21 protein-coding genes and 4 tRNA genes are annotated in these 23,071 nt (G+C 38.7%); 15 read left to right on the forward strand and 10 right to left on the reverse strand.

Going from position 1 to position 23,071, the window contains the following annotated elements; translation table 11 throughout:
* Positions 1–158: 158 nt before the first annotated feature.
* Positions 159–728 carry a dihydrodipicolinate synthase family protein gene (locus tag EMK97_RS03470; RefSeq protein ID WP_130604354.1) on the reverse strand — a complete coding sequence of 190 codons (570 nt, stop codon included), beginning with the start codon at positions 726–728 and terminating at the stop codon, positions 159–161.
* 431 nt (positions 729–1,159) lie between these two features.
* On the opposite strand from EMK97_RS03470, the gene EMK97_RS03475 reads away from it, so the two are divergent.
* From EMK97_RS03475 to EMK97_RS03500, 5 genes are all read left to right on the forward strand, one after another.
* Positions 1,160–1,558 carry a DUF1801 domain-containing protein gene (locus EMK97_RS03475; RefSeq protein ID WP_130599472.1) on the forward strand — a complete coding sequence of 133 codons (399 nt, stop codon included), beginning with the start codon at positions 1,160–1,162 and terminating at the stop codon, positions 1,556–1,558.
* 20 nt (positions 1,559–1,578) lie between these two features.
* Complete coding sequence (locus EMK97_RS03480; protein WP_130599474.1) at positions 1,579–2,091, forward strand: hypothetical protein; 513 nt, start codon at positions 1,579–1,581, stop codon at positions 2,089–2,091.
* A gap of 1,139 nt (positions 2,092–3,230) precedes the next feature.
* Positions 3,231–3,608 (forward strand): DUF1801 domain-containing protein, encoded by a 378-nt coding sequence (locus EMK97_RS03490; protein ID WP_130599476.1) that lies wholly within the window; start codon positions 3,231–3,233, stop codon positions 3,606–3,608.
* Between the two features lie 263 nt (positions 3,609–3,871).
* Complete coding sequence (locus EMK97_RS03495) at positions 3,872–4,456, forward strand: helix-turn-helix transcriptional regulator (protein WP_246028869.1); 585 nt, start codon at positions 3,872–3,874, stop codon at positions 4,454–4,456.
* Between the two features lie 89 nt (positions 4,457–4,545).
* Positions 4,546–5,103: a YbhB/YbcL family Raf kinase inhibitor-like protein gene (locus tag EMK97_RS03500; protein WP_130599478.1), complete on the forward strand. Its 558-nt coding sequence runs from the start codon at positions 4,546–4,548 to the stop codon at positions 5,101–5,103.
* A 134-nt stretch (positions 5,104–5,237) separates the two neighbouring features.
* Here EMK97_RS03500 and EMK97_RS03505 read toward each other — a convergent pair whose 3' ends face one another.
* The 3 genes from EMK97_RS03505 to gltX form a co-directional block, all read right to left on the reverse strand.
* On the reverse strand, positions 5,238–6,587 hold the full coding sequence (locus tag EMK97_RS03505) for a DEAD/DEAH box helicase (protein ID WP_130599480.1): 1,350 nt from the start codon (positions 6,585–6,587) through the stop codon (positions 5,238–5,240).
* Between the two features lie 111 nt (positions 6,588–6,698).
* The gene (locus EMK97_RS03510; RefSeq protein ID WP_170176713.1) at positions 6,699–7,190 is read right to left on the reverse strand and encodes a YybH family protein; all 492 of its coding nucleotides are present in this window, start codon (positions 7,188–7,190) and stop codon (positions 6,699–6,701) included.
* Between the two features lie 125 nt (positions 7,191–7,315).
* Positions 7,316–8,728: a glutamate--tRNA ligase gene (gene gltX, locus EMK97_RS03515; protein ID WP_130599484.1), complete on the reverse strand. Its 1,413-nt coding sequence runs from the start codon at positions 8,726–8,728 to the stop codon at positions 7,316–7,318.
* 291 nt (positions 8,729–9,019) lie between these two features.
* Here gltX and EMK97_RS03520 point away from each other — a divergent pair.
* The 4 genes from EMK97_RS03520 to EMK97_RS03535 all read left to right on the forward strand — a co-directional run bounded on the left by EMK97_RS03520 (position 9,020) and on the right by EMK97_RS03535 (position 9,649).
* Positions 9,020–9,095 (forward strand) — tRNA-Val (locus EMK97_RS03520).
* 108 nt (positions 9,096–9,203) lie between these two features.
* A tRNA-Val gene (locus EMK97_RS03525) sits at positions 9,204–9,279 on the forward strand.
* 109 nt (positions 9,280–9,388) lie between these two features.
* Positions 9,389–9,464: transfer RNA gene (locus tag EMK97_RS03530), tRNA-Val, on the forward strand.
* A gap of 109 nt (positions 9,465–9,573) precedes the next feature.
* Positions 9,574–9,649: transfer RNA gene (locus EMK97_RS03535), tRNA-Val, on the forward strand.
* Positions 9,650–10,560: 911 nt separating this feature from the next.
* Here EMK97_RS03535 and EMK97_RS03540 read toward each other — a convergent pair.
* Positions 10,561–11,493 carry a universal stress protein gene (locus EMK97_RS03540; RefSeq protein ID WP_130599486.1) on the reverse strand — a complete coding sequence of 311 codons (933 nt, stop codon included), beginning with the start codon at positions 11,491–11,493 and terminating at the stop codon, positions 10,561–10,563.
* Between the two features lie 222 nt (positions 11,494–11,715).
* On the opposite strand from EMK97_RS03540, the gene EMK97_RS03545 reads away from it, so the two are divergent.
* From EMK97_RS03545 to EMK97_RS03555, 3 genes are all read left to right on the forward strand, one after another.
* Positions 11,716–13,245 (forward strand): thymidine phosphorylase family protein, encoded by a 1,530-nt coding sequence (locus EMK97_RS03545; protein ID WP_130599488.1) that lies wholly within the window; start codon positions 11,716–11,718, stop codon positions 13,243–13,245.
* Between the two features lie 25 nt (positions 13,246–13,270).
* Positions 13,271–14,155, forward strand: a complete 885-nt coding sequence (locus EMK97_RS03550) for a ribose-phosphate diphosphokinase (RefSeq protein WP_130599490.1) — start codon at positions 13,271–13,273, stop codon at positions 14,153–14,155.
* Between the two features lie 97 nt (positions 14,156–14,252).
* Complete coding sequence (locus tag EMK97_RS03555; protein WP_130599492.1) at positions 14,253–14,642, forward strand: RNA-binding S4 domain-containing protein; 390 nt, start codon at positions 14,253–14,255, stop codon at positions 14,640–14,642.
* Positions 14,643–14,699: 57 nt separating this feature from the next.
* Here the strand turns inward: EMK97_RS03555 and EMK97_RS03560 are convergent, their stop codons facing one another.
* Positions 14,700–15,185 carry a GNAT family N-acetyltransferase gene (locus tag EMK97_RS03560; protein WP_130599494.1) on the reverse strand — a complete coding sequence of 162 codons (486 nt, stop codon included), beginning with the start codon at positions 15,183–15,185 and terminating at the stop codon, positions 14,700–14,702.
* 61 nt (positions 15,186–15,246) lie between these two features.
* Here EMK97_RS03560 and EMK97_RS03565 point away from each other — a divergent pair, with 61 nt between their 5' ends.
* The 3 genes from EMK97_RS03565 to EMK97_RS03575 all read left to right on the forward strand — a co-directional run bounded on the left by EMK97_RS03565 (position 15,247) and on the right by EMK97_RS03575 (position 19,563).
* Positions 15,247–16,245 carry an ion channel gene (locus EMK97_RS03565; protein ID WP_130599496.1) on the forward strand — a complete coding sequence of 333 codons (999 nt, stop codon included), beginning with the start codon at positions 15,247–15,249 and terminating at the stop codon, positions 16,243–16,245.
* Between the two features lie 160 nt (positions 16,246–16,405).
* Positions 16,406–18,118: a proline--tRNA ligase gene (locus EMK97_RS03570; RefSeq protein ID WP_130599498.1), complete on the forward strand. Its 1,713-nt coding sequence runs from the start codon at positions 16,406–16,408 to the stop codon at positions 18,116–18,118.
* Positions 18,119–18,345: 227 nt separating this feature from the next.
* On the forward strand, positions 18,346–19,563 hold the full coding sequence (locus EMK97_RS03575) for a pyridoxal phosphate-dependent aminotransferase (protein ID WP_130599500.1): 1,218 nt from the start codon (positions 18,346–18,348) through the stop codon (positions 19,561–19,563).
* Between the two features lie 92 nt (positions 19,564–19,655).
* Here the strand turns inward: EMK97_RS03575 and EMK97_RS03580 are convergent, their stop codons facing one another.
* From EMK97_RS03580 to napH, 4 genes are all read right to left on the reverse strand, one after another.
* Complete coding sequence (locus EMK97_RS03580) at positions 19,656–20,942, reverse strand: acetyl-CoA hydrolase/transferase family protein (protein ID WP_130599502.1); 1,287 nt, start codon at positions 20,940–20,942, stop codon at positions 19,656–19,658.
* A gap of 193 nt (positions 20,943–21,135) precedes the next feature.
* Entirely contained in the window at positions 21,136–21,726 is a 591-nt protein-coding gene (locus tag EMK97_RS03585) for a NapC/NirT family cytochrome c (RefSeq protein WP_130599504.1), read from the reverse strand.
* Between the two features lie 24 nt (positions 21,727–21,750).
* A complete protein-coding gene (locus EMK97_RS03590) occupies positions 21,751–22,206 on the reverse strand; it encodes a nitrate reductase cytochrome c-type subunit (RefSeq protein WP_130599506.1) in 456 nt (151 codons plus the stop codon).
* A gap of 2 nt (positions 22,207–22,208) precedes the next feature.
* Positions 22,209–23,069: a quinol dehydrogenase ferredoxin subunit NapH gene (gene napH, locus EMK97_RS03595; protein ID WP_170176714.1), complete on the reverse strand. Its 861-nt coding sequence runs from the start codon at positions 23,067–23,069 to the stop codon at positions 22,209–22,211.
* Positions 23,070–23,071: the final 2 nt, after the last annotated feature.

The following is a 23,071-nucleotide window of genomic DNA, read 5'->3' on the forward strand; positions in this document are numbered from 1 at the left end:
AACAAAAATATCTAGCTAGGAAGCAAAAATAGCTATAGCTTGCTGATTTGATTAAGTCTGGCTCTATTTGTTATGCCAATCTAAAGGTTAACTACATAAAAGTCGGCCATAAAAAAACCCCGTTAGTACGGGGTTTTCATTTTGAATATTCGAAAGAGTTACTCTGCTAAACCTAGCGCTTCAAGTCTTTCTTTTGCTAGAAGGTATCTTGCGCGAACATCATCAATTTGTTCTTGAGTTAACTTCTTACCAAGGGTACGAAGACCACCTTCGGCATCATTGTGGTGAATGCCAAAAGCAAACTTAAGGTATTCTAATAGCAGCGGTTGAGCGTCAAGGTATGAAATAGAATTCATCGCTTGAGAAATTTTGTTTGCTTCAGCCCAATTACCAGCGGAAACGTACTCTTGCATAGTTACGCTTGCTTTAGGGAAGATACAACCAACACCAGTAATACCACCGCACGCGCCTGCAAGGCCTGCGTGTACTGTTACTGTGTCAACACCTGCTAAAATTTTTGCCTCTTTGTTTGCTAACATCATAGTTTCAATGATTGAAACATCAATGGTAGATATTTTAAGTGCAGTTACATTAGGAAGTTCTGCAATTCTTAGAAGAAGCTCAGTTGAAATTTCATGATAACCAGCTGCATCAGGATTATTATAAGGCATAATCGTTACACCAGCTGCTCTTGCTGCTGATTCAGCCAATTCATAATAAGCAAACATATCTTCGTCTGAAGGAAGCTCTTCTGTTTTAGAGCTACAAAAAGTAAATCGTCCAGCGGCAGCATGATGCAAATTTAGAATTTATAGCATCACTCATCTGCCAACCACTATAGAATTATGGCGCAACGACAGCTTGAGTATCGAAATACGCTCAGAATGCAAGATAAGCCCACCTATCTAAGAAAAAATATTTCAGAGCCATTAACGGTGTTTATTTAGACTTAGCTAAATTCAACAAGCAGCATCACTATCGGTTCCCTTTACCTTATTCACAGTAATTTTCAGAGCACTGATTTGCCATTTAGTAAATAACGGCTTCATAGGTCGAATTATTGCCAATTGTACATTGTTTCCATCATATTTCCTGTGTTAAAAATTCACATTAAATCGTCTCATATCACGATGGTATAAAAACAATATAGCAAAACGCATTGGGCAAATTAACAGCTAAATTAATTTCGGAAAGGTTTAAGACTATTAACTCTACAAGTAGCTTACAAGCGCTAATATGCCACCGCACAAAAGAATATATAGGTGCAATAACCGAAACACTAAAGTGGGGAGAGCCTAGCTATATTTCTCCCGTTGGCAGTACCATACGCCTAGGCTGGAAAAAGCAAACGCCCGATAATTACTACGTTTACTTTCATTGTAAAACCTCAATAATTGAAACAATTAAAGAAGTTTATGGTGAAAAGTTTAGCTATCAAGGCAATCGCGCTTTAGTGTTTAATATCAATCAAACCTTGAATAATGCTACACTAGCGCATTGTTTATCGTTATCGCTTAAATATAAAAAAATAAAGCACTTACCTTTACTTGGCATGTAATCAATCACGAATAATACCTGATGGCTAACCTTTTTCACGCTCTGCAACATATTAACTTAGATGAAAGTAATCATGCGTTTAGCATCTACAGCTCGGTAAAAGAGCAGAAATTACTTAATGTACCTATTAGCAAGCCGATGTTTATTATGGTGTTAAGTGGGCAAAAAAACTTAGGTAAAAACAACGAGCTCATTTGTCAGCCGGGAGAGTTTATTTTTCTTTCCAATAGCTCAGCTATTAATATGCGCAATATCCCCAAAGATAATCATTACCTCGCATTATTGATAGAATTTGATTTTGGTGATTTTAATGGTTTACAAGTAAACCAGCCACATAAAAAGGAATATTATATTGGTAAGTCTTCGCCAATATTAGAAACCTTGTTACAGCAATATGTAGAAGTTTCTACGCTAGCTCCTGCTGCGGTTATATCATCGCGTAAACGCGAACTACTAACCTTATTATGCCATTTAGGTCATGGTATTTTTGCTGTTGCGCCACAATTGAAAGATAACACATATGGGTTAAGGTGAAAAGCTAAGCAAAGTATCAATGAGCTCCCTAAACAAAAGTTAAGCAAGAAGGTGCAAATATGAAAGCGTTGACCACAGCAATACAAGGCATATTGGCTATTCAAAAATCGATTAAAAGACTTCAGGCTAAATTGAACTTTGGTTAACACCTTCCTCTTAAAAACAGTGATATAACAAATTGCACGCTTTATCACTTATAGGAGATAAAATGAATACTAATAATTACTTATTAGGCTATTATGGCCCATGCTAATTATACCGATATCAATCTCTACCGGCATCAGCTAAAGCGATACTCTGGTACCTGAAGTAGAATTTAATAGATGAAGAAAAAAGTATGATTTAATGATTTTTGCAGGTAAAACAATTTGGTATGAAGAATGTTTCAGCACAAAATTTCTACACGCCCTATATGATCGATAAACAAGTACTGGAGGTTATGGCAAGCAAGTTAAAATTCCTGCCATTGTAAACTAATGATTTTAGGCGCTCTTAAATAAATTACCTCAAGTGAGTTTAAATTCAAAAGAAGGTAGCAAAAGCTCGCCTTGTGTGAAAGATGCAAGCAAAAAGGTATCGTTACCACATTTATCAGTAGAATTTATAGCATCAACTCATCTGCCAACCACTATAGAAATAGCTATGGCGCGAACGACAGCATTGAGCGTATCGAAGTAACTGCTTGAATAGCAAAGATTCAGCCGTATCTGAAGAAAAAATATTTTTTATCATATTAACGTGGTATTAGCTAATAATTCAACAATGCAGGGCATCAGCTATCGGTGCCCTTTTACCCCATTATATCACAACATCAATTTACCATGAATCTGCACTGAATTTCTTTCAGTATGCTAACATAGAAAGTCATTAGCTTAAGCGAAAAAGTTATTGCCTTAATTAATAAAAACAAAGTTGTTATTACCGATCATCAAATATTTCAAAAACACGATAATGAAGAAGAGTTGTGTTGGCAACTCACTTGGACAAGCATGGAGGCTGTCAATCATATTAAAGCGCTATGGCCTACTCTTGCCTATACTAAAGAGCTTGAATCTTTAGTTGCAGAGCAAGTTTATTACGCTCATTTTGTCAAACGTTAACATAGCTACCAAGATACTCTACAAACTTTCGGAACACGCATGGATTCAAAAGTACAGGAAGTAATTAATCTCTACCCTAAAGAAATAGCCCAACGGCTTTACCAAGTTCGTACACTTATTTATGCCACCGCACAAGAACATAATATAGGTGCAATAACCGAAACACTAAAGTGGGGAGAGCCTAGCTATATTTCTCCCGTTGGCAGTACCATACGCCTAGGCTGGAAAAAGCAAACGCCCGATAATTACTACGTTTACTTTCATTGTAAAACCTCAATAATTGAAACAATTAAAGAAGTTTATGGTGAAAAGTTTAGCTATCAAGGCAATCGCGCTTTAGTGTTTAATATCAATCAAACCTTGAATAATGCTACACTAGCGCATTGTTTATCGTTATCGCTTAAATATAAAAAATAAAGCACTTACCTTACTTGGCATGTAATCAATCACGAATAATACTGATGGCTAACCTTTTTCACGCTCTGCAACATATTAATTAGATGAAAGTAATCATGCGTTTAGCATCTACAGCCGGTAAAAGAGCAGAAATTACTTAATGTACCTATTAGCAAGCCGATGTTTATTATGGTGTTAAGTGGGCAAAAAAACTTAGGTAAAAACAACGAGCTCATTTGTCAGCGGGAGAGTTTATTTTTCTTTCCAATAGCTCAGCTATTAATATGCGCAATATCCCCAAAGATAATCATTACCTCGCATTATTGATAGAATTTGATTTTGGTGATTTTAATGGTTTACAAGTAAACCAGCCACATAAAAAGGAATATTATATTGGTAAGTCTTCGCCAATATTAGAAACCTTGTTACAGCAATATGTAGAAGTTTCTACGCTAGCTCCTGCTGCGGTTATATCATCGCGTAAACGCGAACTACTAACCTTATTATGCCATTTAGGTCATGGTGATATTTTAACCTTGTTAGCCAGCACACAATTTAAAGATAAACTACATCAAATGGTGCTAAATAACATGCCCGGTGAATTAACCGCTAAGCAAATTTGTCAGCAATTAGGCATAAGCACATCAACACTAAACAGAAAGTTAAGACAAGAAGGTACCAGCTTACAAAATATAAAAGATAACGCTAAGCTTGGCCTAGCACTGCATTTATTACAGAGTACGCAGCACAGTATTGGAATTATTGCAGATAAATGCGGTTACCAATCACAGTCACGTTTTACCGAGCGCTTTAAACAACGCTTTGGGTTAACGCCTTCAGCGCTTAGAAAAACAAAATTGATTGATTAAGGCGAAAACTTGCACGCTTTGATACTAACTTAATAAGTCCTGCACAACTAAAATAGACATTCTAATTTAGTTCACTTATTAGGAATATTATGTATAACAAGCTTAAATTATTGACCGCATTATCAATCGCTCTCACCTCATTCAGCTATGCGAATACTCTCACCCTGAGCAGTAAGGATATTGTCCCTAATAGCATGATGAATAAAAGTCATGAATTTACTGGTTTTGGCTGCACAGGTGAAAATTTATCGCCACATTTGCAATGGAAGAATGTGCCAGAAGGCACAAAAAGTTTTGCTATCACGGTATATGATCCCGATGCACCTACTGGCAGTGGTTGGTGGCACTGGCAAGTGGTAAATATTCCTGCGTTTGTAAGAGAATTGACCTCAGGCGCAGGCAATAAAAATAATATAAATTTACCTCAAGGTGCAAGGCAAATTGAAAATGATTACGGTAGCAAAAGCTTTGGCGGCGCTTGTCCGCCAAAAGGCCATGGCATTCATAACTATCAGTTCACCCTACATGCCTTATCAGTAGAAAAGTTACCATTGCCCGATAACGCCTCTGGTGCTTTAACTGGCTATATGATTAACGCAAATACCATAGCATCGGCCTCATTTAAAGCGTTATACAAACGTGATTAGTCGTGTAATTTAATGGTAAGTAACCTTAGCTTGACATAAGCCATGCATTTCTAGCCGTTATTTCTCTAAGGTTAAGTAGAAACAATAAAGGAAGCGCTCGCTTCCTTTATTTATAATTATCGTACAGATATTAGCTAATCAATTTCATCTATATTGCTGCTTTCAATTTTCTCTGCTGATACCGGTTTCTTTTTCTTCACTATCATCATATCACCAACATCCTGACCTTGATGGAATGTTTTCTTGGTGACTTTCTTCGTCTTAGTGACTGCTTTAGTTTGTTCTTTAGCAGGTTTTGCTTTTAGCTTTTTCGCTTTAGCTTTTTTCGGCTTTAACCCTTTAAATTTCGCCACTAAGCCTTCTACTGAATCAAAGTTGATGGTTTGCTGTAAAAAACCTTCAACATTTTTAAAGCTGAGCCAATCTTTCGGGCCAACAAATGAAATCGCATCACCTTTACTACCTGCCCTGCCTGTACGACCAATTCGATGAACAAACTCTTCGGTGTGCTTAGGCATATCAAAGTTAATCACGTGTGATACGTTAACTAAATCTAAACCACGTGAGGCTAAATCTGTCGTTACTAATATTTTCTGCTGACCTTTACTAAAGCCTTCCATAATTTGGTTACGTTGGCTTTGGTTAAGCTCACCACTTAATGCGACAGCTGATAAATTTTGCTCAGCTAGTAACTTGGCTAACCTATCGGTATCACCACGTGTGGCAGTGAAAATAATCACTTGTTGGTAGTCTTCATTATCAAGGAAGTGTTGTAATAACGCTTCTTTGTGATCTAAGTGATCAGCTAAATAAAAGCGCTTTTTAATATCTTTATGTTCACTATGGCCTGACTCTATAGCAATGCGCTTTGGCTTATTGAGCAAGTCGTTAGCAAACTCATTCACCTGTGCATGATCTAAAGTGGCGGAAAACAACAAGGTTTGTCTTTTTCTATGATCAGCAGCCATATTAATTTGCTTAAGTTGCTCAGCAAAACCTAAATCTAGCATACGGTCTGCTTCATCAAGAATAAGTAACTCTAAACCATTTAGGTAAAAATGCCCTTGTGATAAGTGATCAGCTAATCGACCTGGTGTGGCAACAATAACGTGCGGATCTTTTTCTAACACTTTCACTTGATCGTTAAAGTTTTCACCGCCTAAAATCAATACTGCTTTGTACTGCGTGCTTGAAGTGAAAAGTCTAAGTTGGCTATAAACCTGTTTTGCTAACTCGCGTGTTGGCGTAAGAATTAATACCCGAGGATCACGCTTAGATAGTGCTTTTTGCTTGTTTAAACGTTGCATTGCAGGAATAAGAAATGCGAGCGTTTTACCCGAGCCTGTTTTTGATGAAGCAATTAAATCATGGCCTGCAATTGCGGCCGGAATAGCTTGTTGCTGAATTTCTGTTGGCTCAGTAAAACCTAAGTGCTCTATTGCACTCATTAAACGCCTTTCTAATGCAAAATCACTAAATTGCAAGTTAACTCTCCACTGCCTTGATATAAAAACAACTTATTATACCTAAAGTCATCAGTGATTATAGAAAGAAATAGCGATTACCGGCGTTAATTTATCTAAAAGATTTACAATCTAGCTAAGCTTTTGCCAATATTCCTTGGTTGATGGACCTTTTTGATACTCCATCATCATTAGCCACTTGCCAGCATGTTTTTTTAGCAGTGCTTCTAATTCAACATAATGATCCTTGCGATTGCCCTCTTTATCAACCGTTGAAAAATAAAACATGCCTATTTCATAGGCAGTTTCATTATCATGAAATCGATGAGAGAAACGAAAATCAACCCGTGTAGTAACTTGCCCTGACTTTGTTTTTGCAAAATCATGCTGCCAACGCTGAAATGCTTTCTCTATGGTGTAACTGGTCTTTTTATCTCCTAACACTAATATCGCATCAGGATGAAATGCAGCTCTATAACTAGCCAAATCACCTTCAGCTACCGCTTTCGACATTTTAGCCCAAGTCGCATTTAACTCTTGTGTGACTTGCTCATCAGCAATTGCTGATAGTTGAAATAACAATGTAAATATTAAGGTTAGCGCTTTAGCTACATGATCCCTCATAGGACGTTCCACTTTTATCATTTTGCATACAGTATATAGCAACCTTAATAAAACGGATCAAAAAAAGCCATAGATATTTTCATATCTATGGCTTTCACATATTTATATGGGATTTCTAACTCGTACTAGCCCGCTGCGATGCGCTCTTCAACAACAGCCAAGGCTAAATCAATACGCGCTAACACTTTATCTTTAGCTAATAAAGCAAGTGTTACATCTAATGACGGCGAATTACCACCACCAGTTGCTGCAACACGCAGTGGCATACCTACTTTGCCCATGCCCACTTCTAGCTCTTCAGCCGTGGCATTAATTGCCGCATGAATCGCTTCTGCTTGCCAGTTATCTAATGCTGCTAGTTTTTCTTTCACTAACTGTAATGGCTCTTTTGCAACCCCACGTAAGTGTTTTTTCGCCGCTTTTGCTTCAAACTCGGTAAAATCTTGGTAGAAATAAGTAGAAATTTCAGCCATTTCTTTCAATGTTTTTACGCGATCTGCCTGAATTTTTACAATCTCAGCAAGCTCTGGGCCATTATCTGTATTAATGCCTTGATCTTCCATGTGCCATGCTAAGTGCTTAGCAACATAACTTGGCTCCATGGTTTTCATATAATGCTGGTTTACCCAAATTAACTTATCAGTATTAAAACCAGACGGCGCGCGGTTACAATCTTTTAAGTCAAATAACTCAATCATTTCTTCACGCGAGAAAATTTCTTGATCGCCATGAGACCAACCAAGACGCACTAAATAGTTAAGTAATGCTTCTGGTAAGTAACCGTCATCACGGTACTGCATCACACTTACCGCACCATGACGTTTAGACAAGCGCTTACCGTCATCACCTAAAATCATAGGAATATGAGCATACTCAGGTATTTCTGCTCCTAGGGCTTTTAAAATATTAATTTGTTTCGGTGTATTTGAGATATGGTCATCACCACGAACCACATGAGATACTTTCATATCCCAATCATCAACAACAACGGTTAAGTTGTAGGTAGGTGTACCATCGGTACGCGCAATAATTAAATCATCAAGTTGCTCATTACTAATAGTAATATCACCTTTAACCATATCTTTAATGACCACATCACCATCTAACGGGTTTTTAAAGCGAATAACATACGGCTTATCTTCTGGGTAATCAGTACGATCACGCCACATACCATTGTACTTTTCAATTTCACCTTTAGCCTTTGCTTCTTCACGCATGGCTTCCACTTCTTCCGCGCTGCAATAACAACGATAAGCGTTACCAGACTCAAGCAGCTGGGCAATAACTTCTTTATAACGGTCAAAACGCTTTGTTTGGAAATAAGGGCCGTGAGTCCATTCAAGGTTTAACCAATTCATACCATCCATAATGGCATCAACTGACGCTTGAGTTGAACGTTCTAAATCAGTATCTTCAATACGTAAAATGAAGTTACCACCGTTCTTTTGTGCATATAACCAGCTATATAAAGCAGTACGAGCACCACCAACATGTAAATAACCAGTTGGGCTTGGTGCGAAGCGAGTTGTTAAAGTCATAAAATTCTCAAATCAGATATAGCAAGAAGCTGACTTCCTGCTAGGCGTAAAAAATTGCCCCGCATTTTAGCACTGCAATCAGTGTAATTCACCTGCTAGATGTAATTATTGGCGAGAATTTATTGTGAAATTTAGGTAGTTTACTTTATCAAGCAAGTAAAAATGCTGGTAAATTCAGCTTTATGAGCAAAAATAAATCAAACAAACAATAAATCAAAAAAAATTGTTGGAAATACTAGTTTTTCTGTTGACAGCTTTTTCGATCTCCCTATAATACGCCCCCACAGAGACGGACGATTAGCTCAGTTGGGAGAGCACCGCCCTTACAAGGCGGGGGTCACTGGTTCAAGCCCAGTATCGTCCACCACTTTATTTAATTATAAAGTTAGTGTGAGTTGTTATTATTTGAAACGTTAAAGCCCGCTCTCATAATAATGTCCACCATTCTTTGCCATAAAGAATTAAAACTCAAAATGGACGATTAGCTCAGTTGGGAGAGCACCGCCCTTACAAGGCGGGGGTCACTGGTTCAAGCCCAGTATCGTCCACCACTTTATTTAATTATAAAGTTAGTGTGAGTTGTTATTATTTGAAAAGGTTCAAGCCCGCTCTCATAATAATGTCCACCATTCTTTGCCATAAAGAATTAAAGCTCAAAATGGACGATTAGCTCAGTTGGGAGAGCACCGCCCTTACAAGGCGGGGGTCACTGGTTCAAGCCCAGTATCGTCCACCACTTTATTTCATAATAAAGTTAATGTGAGTTGTTATTATTTGAAAAGGTTCAAGCCCGCTCTCATAATAATGTCCACCATTCTTTGCCATAAAGAATTAAAACTCAAAATGGACGATTAGCTCAGTTGGGAGAGCACCGCCCTTACAAGGCGGGGGTCACTGGTTCAAGCCCAGTATCGTCCACCATCTATATTTCTTTACTCTTAATAAACTTTTTATATTTATTCTATATGCGTACGCTTCTTTTGTGAAAAACACCTTCTGCTCTTTACAACCCGCACCACGTCACTGGTTCAAGCCCTCTAACAATCACCATCTACACATTCGTTTATCTTAAAAAATCAACGAGCCTTTAAATTTTTTCAGCTATTTTGCGTGGAAAGCACCTTCTGCTCTTTACAACCCGCACCAAATCACTGGCTCAAGCCCAGTATCGTCCACCATCTACTCATCCTTTTATCTTAAAAAATCAACGAGCCTTTAAATTTTTTCAGCTATTTTGCATGAAAAGCACCTTCTGCTCTTTACAACCCGCGCCAAGTCACTGGTTCAAGCCCAGTATCGTCCACCATCTACTTATCCTTTTATCTTAAAAAATCAACGAGCCTTTAAATTTTTTCAGCTATTTTGCGTGAAAAGCACCTTCTGCTCTTTACAACCCGCACCAAGTCATTGGTTCAAGCCCAGTATCGTCCACCATCTACTTATCCTTTTATCTTAAAAAATCAACAAGCCTTTAAATTTTTTCAGCTATTTTGCATGAAAAGCACCTTCTGCTCTTTACAGCCCGCACCAAGTCACTGGCTCAAGCCCAGTATCGTCCACCATCTTACTGCCTTTACTCTAAATCAGCTAAACGAAGTCTTAACTTAAGAAATATTTGCGTATTTTTTACGTGAAAAGCACCTTCTACTCTTTACAACCCGCACCAAGTCATTGGTTCAAGCCCAGTATCAATCACCATCTTATTTATCTCATTATTTAAATAATAAAAATCAAACAAATTACCGATAAGTTAACCTATTTGCGGCTACTTTTTCGCGGAAAACACCTTCTACTCTTTACAAGCCGATGCAAGTTACTAATTTAAATTCTGATTAATTATCCAATTCACCCGCTTTTACGGATAAAATATCGCAATTAACATTATCTAGAATTTTTTCAACCGTATTACCAACAAATAGATTTTCCTCTGCCATGCCCATAATAAGTAAATCAGCTTGAGTTTCTTCCACTAATTTAGGTAATTCATAATCAGCTGAGCCTACTTGTAAATGGGTTACGCCTTCTGCAAAACCGTAATCATCGACTAACTCATTAAACAAACGTTCATGGTGATGCTTTATACTTTGATGATAACTTTCAAAGTCCATGGTATTCATACCATGATCGCCACCAATTGCATTCATACCTTGCCATAGCTCTGCGCCTAGCGGCTGATAACAATGGCACACATGAATTTCACTCTCAAATAGCGCCACTAAGCCAATCGTCATATCTAAAATAATTTTATCTAAGGCTTTGGGTTTATTGTGAGTTTGGCTAGGATCAACTGCCGCCATAATTGTTTTATAAGGCGCTTCAGTTAGGCTACGAGTTAACAATAAAGGAACTTGGCAATGCTGTAATAATTGCCAATCACTTGGATTAAAAAGAATTTTATTTAATCGTGAAGATTGATGTGTTGATTTTACGACTAAGTCAGCCTCACTTTGCGCTAATTTTTCACAAATCGCTGTGGTTATATTTTTATGCCAAACCACATCCAGTTTAATCGTTAAGCCCTGTTCAACAACACAGGGTAAATAGGTTTCTAACCACCTAAGTTTAGATGCTAAATACTCCTGTTGTAATGCTGCAACCTGCTCTTTATCAAAGCCCCATGGGCTAACAATGTCTTTATGATATGCTGCTAAAAACAATTCTATTGTCGCTGATGTTTCCTTGGCTATTTTAATCGCTTGAATCAATGCCGGCTGGTGATCGCTCATAGGTTGCATCACAACCAAAATGTGCTTAATGTCTTTCATAATTTTCTCCCATACCTTGCCTTATTGAGCGCTAAAAAACATACCTCTCTTCTATTAAAACTAGCGTGACATTTAGCTGATAGCAAAGTGTGTAAACACCTGTAGGTTATTACTTTGATCTACCTAAAGTTTAGCCGCTTTTATCATAGTGCTGACTCGCGATTTTTACTGATTTTACTAGACTTAACGCTAAAGGCTTAAATTATTCAGGACTTATGATTTATGCTCAGAGTTAAAGCTTTGGCAATTGACACCCTTCAAGAGAATGTTGCCTACTTACACAGAGATTGCCCTCTGTACAGTATTGAAGGCTTGCAAGCCTTGATGAAAATAGAAGTATTTTGCCAAACCAAACAACCAGCTATCGTTGCGGTACTTAATATTGTTGATGATACAAAGATACTCGATATTGATGAACTAGGTCTGAGTAGTCAGGCTTTTAAACAATTAGCCAAAAAAAATGGCAGTATTGTTAGTATTGCCCCTGCCAAGCCACCTCGGTCATTAACCGCTGTCCATAAAAAGATCTCTGGCGAAGCCCTTAACAAGGATGAATTTCAACAAATTTGCCAAGATATACTGCAAAGTCGCTACTCAAAAATGGAAATTGCCGCATTTTTAGTAGCCTGTAGCCACAGTGGCTTAGAGCGAGAAGAAATCTTTTTTTTAACTAAAGCTATGGTTGAATCTGGCGAGCGATTAAATTGGGGCGAGTCAATTGTTGTCGATAAGCACTGTATTGGCGGAATTCCAGGAAACAGAACAACCATGATAGTCATGCCCATTATTGCCGCGCATGGTATGTTGATGCCAAAAACCTCTAGTCGGGCAATTACCTCCCCTGCTGGTACCGCAGATACTATGGAAGTGCTTGCCCAAGTTGAACTATCAATTCAGCAAATGCAAGCGGTAGTACAACAACATAAAGGTATGCTCACTTGGGGCGGCACAGCTAAGCTCGCACCAGTAGACGATATGCTTATTTCTGTGGAAAGGCCATTATCAATGGACTCTACAGGGCAAATGGTGGCCTCAATTCTGTCCAAAAAAATAGCCGCAGGCTCTACTCACCTTTTGATTGATATTCCCGTTGGCCCCTCAGCTAAAGTGCATCACAATCAGCAAGCATTAAAACTGCGAAAACTATTTGAATATATTGGCGACTTATTTGGCTTGTATATCGATGTGGTAATTTCTGACGGCTCTCAACCTATCGGCAATGGCGTTGGTCCTGCACTTGAGGCAAGAGATGTGCAATTGGTATTGCAAAACGACCCAAAAGCGCCCTTCGACTTAAGAGAAAAGTCACTACGCTTAGCTGGCAGAATTTTAGAGTTTGATCCTGATGTTAGAGGCGGTCAAGGCTATATTCTCGCTCGAGACATACTAGAGTCAGGCCGTGCTGATGAAAAAATGCAGGCCATTATTAACGCGCAAGGTAAACAAACATCAGCTATCAGCCAAGTGCCTTTTCAATTTGCTGTTTGTGCAAAAACATCTGGCTTTGTCCAAGCCATAGATAACTTAATCATAGCGACAACAGCAAGTTTAGCGGGGGCTCCAACAGATAAGCGTGCCGGTATTGATTTAATCAAAAAAGTGCATGATAAAGTAAATCAAGGGGATACCTTATTTATTATCTATGCCGGTTATAAAAGCGAATTTGATTTTGCCACCGATTACGCTAAACGCAATAACGCTTACCACATCAGTAAAAGCAAACCTCAACAACAAGATAATTACTTTATTTAAACCAGTATAATTAACGAGTAGCAAGATGATTTTAGCTTTTCAAGATTACGCATTACCAGCACAACAATTAGCTAAGCAATTAAAACTCCCCATGTCTTGGGTTAAGTTGCATAAATTCCCTGATGGTGAAACAAAAGTTACTCTGCCAGCAAAATTACCCGAACATGTCATTATCTGTCGCACTTTAAACCAACCTAATGAGAAACTTATTGAGTTGATCTTAACGGCAAGTGCCGCAAAAACTCTCGGAGCAAAATATATCACCTTAGTTGCCCCTTATTTATGCTACATGCGCCAAGACATAGCCTTTTCATCAGGCGAAGCAATAAGCCAACAAATCATAGGTCAATTACTTGCCAACTATTTTGATGAAGTGGTGACTATAGATCCCCATTTACACCGCATTAACCAGCTTAGCCAAGTGATACCAAACACCAAAGCAGTAAGCTTACATGCCACTGCGGCAATGGCCCAATATATCCAAACGCATTATTCTGCTCCTTTTATTATCGGGCCAGATATCGAGTCAAGCCAGTGGGTACAAGCATTGGCACTACCACAACAATGGCCATGCTCCGTAGCCGAAAAAGTCCGCCTAAGTGATACCCAAGTAACCATTAAACTGGCAAAAACTCATGAAGGTGAGCTAAGCGATAAAGAAGTCATTATCATTGATGATATTGCCAGCACCGGTAAAACATTAGAGCAAACAGTAAAACTGTTATTACCTTATACGCCAAAAAGCATTTCAATTATGGTCAGTCATGCTTTTTTTGTTGATGAAGCAATCGATAGACTAAAAGCCTTAGGCGTTAACCATATTTGCAGCTCAGACTGCATTTTGCACGCAACAACTCGTTTTAGTGTTATAGAGACCATTGCCGAATATTTAACTGCCGCAACCCCTTAATTGCCTCAATCGCTCAGCTAAAACCTCTGGAACTTGAGCTTTGTAGCATAAACTTTGCTAGAATATGCGACTTAAAACCGTTAGCAAGAAAATCATCATGTCAGATAACCAACTCATTATTGAATTAAACCAACAACCCATTGAACTTTGTAAACTTCTTAAAGTAGCCGATCTCGTTGGCGGTGGCGGCGAAGCTAAAATTGTCATTAGTGAAGGCTATGTCTTTGTAAATGGTGAAGTGGAATATCAAAAGCGAAAAAAAATATATCACCAAGATGTGATTGAGTTTAACGGTAATTTATTACAAGTCATTATCAATGAAGATTTAGCTGATGAAGACATAACTAATGAAGACGTAACTGATAACGCGGATACTAGCGCTGAAGAAGTTCACGCTCAAAAAAGTGCTCCAAGTTGCACAAAAGCAGCAGATAAAAAGCCGCAAACAACCAATGAACCGAAAAAAAGAAGACCTATTTCTTTTTAAGCAAACATTCATTATATAAGAGCGGATAAATTATTTATCCGCTCTTATGTCGCAAAGCTAGCTAAGTTTCTTCTCCCAAAACATCGCTTTACCCATTTTTTCATCTAACTCATAACCTGCAAAGCCAAGCTTTTTATAAGCATTTTGTGCTACGGTATTACCTTCTAAAACCTCTAGGGTTAATTTACAACAACCACGCGCTACGGCTATTTTTTCAACTTCTTCAAATAACTTACCACTTATGCCTTTACCGCGAAATTCAGGTAAAACGCCACAATCATGAATGTTAATTAATGGCTTACACTTAAACGTAGAAAAGCCTTCAACACAATTCACTATACCTGCTGGTTTATCATCAACATAACAAAGTACTGAAAATACATCCGATCGCTTACGCAGCTCAATAATCAGATTCTGCTTAACATAGTCAGATAAGGGCTCGCCACCTCCCATAGGGTCAATTGCATAGCCATTAAGTAATAATAAAATATCGTCAGCGTGCTGAGCATTATTATAATCGGCTTGTACTAATTTAATTTTCATTGAAACCTCGTGTTTGGCTATTCAAATAACATTTTTGAGTAAGGCGCACTATACTCTAAAAATGAATAAAATAAAGACGCTTTGCCAATATAACGACCCAGATAATCATGATGGTAAGTCGCATAAGTGCCCTTTAGAAGCTAATGATTCTGGTTTTTGTTATTGGCACGACAAGTCTATCGATAAGTCTGGGCCAGAAGTTAAACAAGCCTTAGTTGATTATGCTCGAAGTGACGGCATGCTAAGAGGGCTAGTTTTAACCAAAGCGCAACTAGAAGGCATAGATTTAGTTAATCATCATAAAAAAGTTGGCTATGACTTTTCCCACTGTGATCTTTACCACGCCAATTTAAAAGGTGGTCATCTTTTTAATATTAATTTAACAAACGCTAGCATAATGAAAGCGGATTTACGTGAGGCAAATTTAAACTGCGCCAATTTAGAAAATGCCAATATGCTTGGCGTAAAATGGTTAGGTAGTAAATTTGAAAATATAAAGTTTGGCGCAAAACTCAAACAAGAAAAAGACGCGAAAGCCGCAAAAAACGCTGGTAACACGACAGCATCCATTGACTATTTAGAGCAAGCAGAAGAAATCTATAGAGACTTAAGAAAACACGCAGAGCACGAAGGCATATTTACCCTCTCAGGCTTTTTTATTCAAAAAGAGCTGACCATGAGGCGCTTACAATTGCCGCGGTATAGCTTTAAACGCCTTTTGTCGAAAATGGTAGATATATTTTGCGGTTATGGCGAAGCGCCACTAAGAATTATCGGCTTATCAATTGCCATCATTTTTTTATGCGCCCTGTTGTATTCTTTTACCGGACTAAATTATCAAGATTCAATTCAAACCATAAGTAGCGATAATACCTTAAAAGAAAACTTTGGCCTGTTCCTATCTTCGTTGTATTACTCAGTAGTAACCTTTACTACGCTAGGTTATGGCGACTTCACTCCTGTTGGCTTATCTCGAGCAATAGCCGCGGTTGAAGCTTTTACTGGCAGCTTTACCATTGCCTTATTTGTTGTTGTTTTTGTTAAAAAAATGACCAGATAGAATGTGATAATTTTGTCCATAGCAAGCCTAACGATTATACGTTCAGCAAACTTCTGATAACTAATTGCTATATCTTTACCATTAATACTTCTGCAAGCTGTTTTCCCCTGCTAGAATACGGGCAATTTTATTTAACGCTTTATTACGGAATTATCTAGCAATGCGTACTAGCCAATATTTACTCTCTACTTTAAAAGAAACTCCTGCCAGTGCAGAAGTAATAAGTCATCAACTTATGCTGCGAGCAGGTTTAGTTCGCCATGTTGCCTCAGGTTTATATACTTGGTTACCTACGGGTTTGAAAGTACTTAAAAAAGTAGAAAATATTGTTCGTGAAGAAATGCAGCGCGCCGGCTCAAATGAAGTGTTAATGCCTATGGTTCAACCAGCAGACTTATGGCAAGAGTCTGGTCGTTGGGACGACTACGGCCCAGAATTATTGCGCTTAAACGATCGCCACAAGCGTGATTTTGTTTTAGGACCAACGCATGAAGAAGTTATCACTAAGTTAGTTGCTAATGAATTAAGCAGCTACAAACAATTACCACTTAACGTATTTCAAATTCAAACCAAATTCCGTGACGAGATCAGACCTCGCTTTGGTGTAATGCGTGGTCGTGAGTTCTTGATGAAAGATGCTTATTCATTCCACCTTGAGCAAGAATGTTTAGAAAAAACCTATCAAGTTATGTTTGATGCTTATTGTCGTATCTTTGACAGACTAGGTTTAGACTATCGCCCAGTAATTGCCGATACCGGCTCAATTGGTGGCGATGCCTCACATGAATTCCACGTTTTAGCCGAGTCTGGTGAAGATGATATCGCCTTTAGTGATGCCAGCGATTTTGCTGCTAATATTGAAAAAGCTGAAGCGTTAGCACCAAAAGGCGAGCGCCCTGAGCCAAGCCAAGAGCTAAATCAAGTAGCCACCCCAAATGTTAAAACCATTGAAGAAGTGGCAAACTTCCTAGCTGTTGAATTAACTCAAACGGTTAAAACATTACTTGTTCAAGGTGTTACTGAAGAAGGTGAGCAAGTCCCTGTGGTTGCACTTGTAGTTCGTGGCGATCATCAATTAAACGAAATAAAAGCTGAGCACTTACCACAAGTTGCTAGCCCATTAACCTTTGCTACTGATGAACAAATCAAAGCAACCGCTAATTGCAGCGCAGGCTCGATTGGCCCTAAAGATTTAGCGTGTGAAGTGATTGTTGATCGCAGCGCAGCACATTTAGCTGATTTTGTTTGTGGTGCAAATGAAGACGACGCGCATTTAACAGGCGTAAACTGGCAACGTGATTGCGGTGAAATTACAATCGCCGATATTCGTAACGTTGTTGAAGGCGATCCTAGCCCATGTGGTCAAGGGAATATTGTCATTAAGCGCGGTATTGAAGTCGGTCATATCTTCCAATTAGGTCAAAAATACGCACAAGCGATGAACTGTGCAGTACTTAATGAAGGCGGTAAAAACCAAACGTTAACTATGGGTTGTTATGGTATTGGTGTATCACGTATTGTTGCTGCTGCTATCGAACAAAACCATGATAAATATGGTATTAAATGGCCAAAAGCAATCGCACCATTTGAAGTGGCTATCGTTCCTATGAATATGGCGAAATCAGCGCGCGTAAAAGAAACCGCCGAAGCTTTATATCAAACACTCAATGATAAAGGCATAGAAGTACTGTTTGATGACAGAAAAGAGCGCCCTGGCGTTATGTTTGCTGATCATGAACTTATGGGGACACCGTTATTGCTTATCGTTGGTGAGCGTAATTTAGATGAACAAAAAGTAGAAGTGAAAAACCGTATCACAGGTGAAAAGTCACTTATTGCCATTGACGAGGTTTTATCGCTTTTTAACGAATAAACCTAAGGGTAAGAATTACTCTTATACAAATATATGAAAAGGAGCTAGTTAGCTCCTTTTTTCATGTCGATAATAAAAGTAGCGACTTTATATGCCATATCTTATTAAAAAGTCACTTTTTTTCATTAAAAAATAGTATTTAAGGCTTTTCAAACAGGCATTTATTGGCAACAATGAAGCTTCAATAAAAACCTTTAATCCCTAAACTATTAAGAAGTGTCTATCTCATGAAAGCTATTACAAAATCATCGAAATTAAGCAAGGTCTGTTATGATATTCGAGGACAAATAGCCGCAGAAGCCCGTCGTTTAGAAGATGAAGGTCATAAAATACTTAAGCTTAACATTGGTAACCCCGCCCCATTTGGTTTTGAAGCGCCCGATGATATTTTAAAAGATGTCATTCATAACCTGCCTAGTTCACAAGGCTATTCTGAATCGCAAGGTATCTACTCAGCGCGTGTTGCCGTAATGCAATATTTTCAACAGCAGAATATAAAAGATGTTAGCGTTGATGATATCTACATTGGTAACGGGGTTAGTGAGCTGATTGTTATGGCTATGCAAGCCTTACTCAATAATGAAGATGAGGTGCTGATTCCTGCACCTGATTATCCATTATGGACAGCCGCAGTTGCTCTTTCTGGTGGTACACCTGTTCATTACCACTGTGATGATGAAAACTATTGGTATCCAAATCTTGAAGATATGGAAAGCAAGATTACCGATAAAACCAAGGCTATCGTGCTTATTAACCCAAATAACCCTACAGGGGCTGTTTATCCGCAAGAAGTACTTGAAGGCATTATTGCACTTGCACGTAAGCACAGCTTAATTATTTTTAGCGATGAGATTTACGATAAGATTTTATATGATGGAGCTAAGCACATACCAACAGCGAGCTTAGCGCAAGATGTCTTGATCATTACCATGGGAGGTCTGTCTAAAAACTATCGTATTGCCGGTTTTAGGGCTGGTTGGATGGTAGTCTCAGGCCCGAAAATTCATGCTGAAGATTATCTAGAAGGCTTGAATATTCTCTCTTCCATGCGTTTGTGCGCCAATGTGCCTTGCCAACACGCAATTCAAACGGCGCTTGGCGGCTACCAAAGTATTAATGAATTAATTACTGGTGATGGTCGCTTATTAAAGCAACGTAACATTGCTGCGCAAATGATTAATGACATTGATGGTTTATCATGTCACCCTGCCATGGGCGCTTTATACCTGTTTGTTAAAGTAGATAACGCAAAATTTAACATCACTGATGATGAAAAAATGATTTTAGATCTGCTAAAACAGGAAAAGATTTTATTAGTTCACGGCCGCGCCTTTAATATTAAAGATAACAATTACTTTAGATTAGTATTTTTGCCGCACGTAGATGAGTTAGTACCAGCTTTAGAAAGGCTGAAAAACTTTTTTGCCACCTACAAACAAGTTTAAATGATCTAACTTTAACTCTAATCGAAACAAAAACGGCTAATCTGCAAAGATTAGCCGTTTTGCTATTTGTTTTTCCTTATATGCTTTTTAGCCTATAAACTTATATTCCAAAGCTTACTTGCTTGCTCTGTTAATTCCGCTCTAAAATCAGGGTGAGCAATGGCAATTAACGCCTCAGCTCTTTCTCTTAAACTTTTACCGCGCAAATTAGCCACACCGTATTCAGTTACTATGTAATGAACATGCGCTCTGGTGGTAACAACGCCAGCACCGCTATCAAGTGTTGGTACAATACGAGACAACTGACCACGTTTTGCTGTTGATGGTAAAGCGATAACCGCCTTGCCACCTTTTGACAAATTAGCAGCTCGAATAAAGTCCATTTGACCACCCACGCCAGAATAAATTGACGTGCCGATAGAGTCTGCACAAACTTGCCCTGAAATATCAACTTGCAATGCACTATTGATGGCTGCAACATTGTCATTTCGTCGAATTATCGAGGTATCATTCACATACTCAATATCTAAAAAAGCCACCTGTGGGTTATCATCAACAAAATCATAGAGTTTTTGCGTGCCAGCAGCAAAACCCGTAACAATTTTACCTGGATGAACTTTCTTCAGCTTATTGGTAATAGCTCCAGCTTCTAATAATTCTAGAACACCGTCTGAAAACATTTCGGTGTGAATGCCTAAATCTTTTCTATCTTTTAAACACGCTAAAACCGCATCGGGAATTGCGCCTATACCCATTTGTAAACAGTCACCATCATTAATTAATTGGGCAACATTTTCCCCAATCGCTTGCGTGATAGCATCCGGCTCAGATTTAGGATGCTGTGGCAACTCATCTTCTTGCCAATACACGCTATGAAATCTATCGTAAGAGATAAAGGCATCGCCATGGGTTCGTGGCATTTTCGGGTTGATATGAGCAATAATTTTCTTTGCCATTTGACATGCGGCATTAGTTGCCTCTACCGATACCCCCATAGTACACATGCCGTGTTTATCAGGTGGCGAAACCTGAATAATTGCCGTATCAATCACTTGCTCTTTTGAGCGGAACAACTTAGGTACTTCAGATAAGAAAATCGGCACGTAATCAGCCTGACCTTGTGCAATAAGTGGCCTTGTTGAAGTGCTGGTAAAATAGCAGCGGTGACGTAAGTGTGGCAATAAACTCTCATCAGCCAATGCTTCGCTACGCTCTGTATGTAGCTGCATCAAAGTTAAGTTTTTGCGGGTTTTAGCATGTGTAGCTAAGGCTGAGAATAATATTCTTGGCGTTGCCGCCATTGAATGAGTCCAAATAAACTCGTTGTCTTCTATTACAGATACAGCCTCTAATGCTGTATTACAAACTCGAACTGACATAGTGTTTTCCATGAAATGATTACCATGGTTATTTTATCAAGCTATAAGTCGCATCTTGTGATTTACATCAAGTTGCCAACACACTATGAAAGTATACAAAAACAAAAAGCGACAAAACTGTCGCTTTTTCGTTACAGGAAGTTAGCTAACACTAAGTACCTATCAAAGATAAATACCTAGTTATTAATGCACTTTACCAGTTTTCCACACCTTTCATGTCAGGTAATGTATGAGCAATACCTTTATGACAATCAATACAAGTTTTATCACCTGTGCCAAGTGCAGCTTTATGCATTTTCACACTACGGTTACCTTGCTCTGAAAAGTCCATGTATTCAAAGTTATGACAGTTACGACATTCGCGAGAGTCATTTTCCTTCATACGTTTCCATTCACGTTCAGCCATATAGCGGCGATGATCGTTAAACTTCTCAGGCGTATCAATAACCCCGGTAAGTTTGCCCCAGACTTCTTTACTGGCGGCAATTTTACGGATTATTTTATGAGTCCACTCTTTCGGTACGTGACAGTCTGGACATGTAGCCCTAACGCCAGAACGGTTTGAGTAGTGTATCGTTTCACGATATTCCTCATAAACGTTATTTTCCATTTCGTGACAGCTAATACAGAACTTTTCAGTATTGGTTACTTCCAGTGCTGTGTTAAAGCCACCCCAAAAGATGATACCGCCAGCAAAACCTATCATCAAAATAAACCACAATCCTGCGCTATTGGGTGACTTTAGGTAGTGCCAAAGGCCTTTTTTATTTGTTGCTTTTGTCATTTTTTTCCCCTTTACACATTAGGACTAATCATTGCCCAATGATTCTACTGGCTCAAAGGTATTTTCAACCAATGGCTTAGCATCTGCTTGAGTAACATGACATTGCGAGCAAAAATAACGACGTGGTGAAATATCAGATAGTGTTTTACCATCACGAGTTTCAAAGTGCGTCATACTTACCTTAGTGGCACCCGTTTCAGCAGCATACTTCCAGCCGTGACAGGTTAAACACTTATTGCTATTTAAATCGACCTTATAACCACGGATCTGATGCGGGATCATAGGTGGTTGGTGAACATAGTTACGAGCAATTGGGTTTTTATCCTTAATGACACGCTTCATCTCTTCTGCTTTTTTAGTCGCATCAAGAGTTGCTGTACCACGAAGAGACTCTACCCCACCCGAGTTAACTTCTTCAGCGTTAATTGACGTTGTACAGGCTAATCCTAAAACCACTACAACACTTAATAATTTTTTCATAATTATACCTCTGCCTTATTTGGCAAAATTGTCGTTATCTTAAATACATCTTTTGAGCAAACATCAATACAACGAGCACAATTTGTGCAGTCAGCCGATTTGATCACAGGGCTAAAGCCCTTGTTCTCACCAAATAATGGCATTTTCAACACCTGCGGCTCTGGGCATACAGCAAAACAGTCCATGCACTTATGGCATTTATCCCGATTTGTTGCTGATACCTTGATTGGGCTGTAGCGTCCTAATACATTATAAAACGCTCCGTGTGGGCATATATGACCACACCAACCTTGCTCAACGAGTAATAAATCAAACAAGAAAATTCCAACAAGCACTATCCAACCAGCCCCCATACCAAATATCACACCACGGTGAAACATAGATACTGGGTTTATAAGCTCCCATGCCATAGTGCCTAAGCCTATTGGCAGAACCAGAGCCATAGCTAGCACCCAAAAACGGGTTTTACGTGATAGCTTCGTTGATGTTCTAATCTTCAATTTTCGTCTTAACCAGTGTGCTGCATCACTAATCATATTGACTGGGCATACCCAAGAACAAAATACTCGACCACCTAAGAGAAAATAAAAACTAATAATTATGACTGCACCGATAATTGCTGTTGTCTCTAGTAAGTGCCCTGCCGCAAAGGCTTGCAAAGCAACAAAAGGATCTGTCATTGGCACCACGTCTAAAAAAAGACTTGAGCTAAGATTTCCTTTGATAATCCAGAGACCAAATAAGGGGCCAGCCAAAAATAGTGCTAATACACCCAATTGAACAAACCGTCTTAATAGCAAAAACCGATGAGCTAAAAACCAGCCCTTTTCCTCTATCGCTTCTTTACCAACAGGGTATTTCATAA

The sequence above is a fragment of the Litorilituus sediminis genome (assembly GCF_004295665.1).
Lineage (GTDB): Bacteria > Pseudomonadota > Gammaproteobacteria > Enterobacterales > Alteromonadaceae > Colwellia > Colwellia sediminis.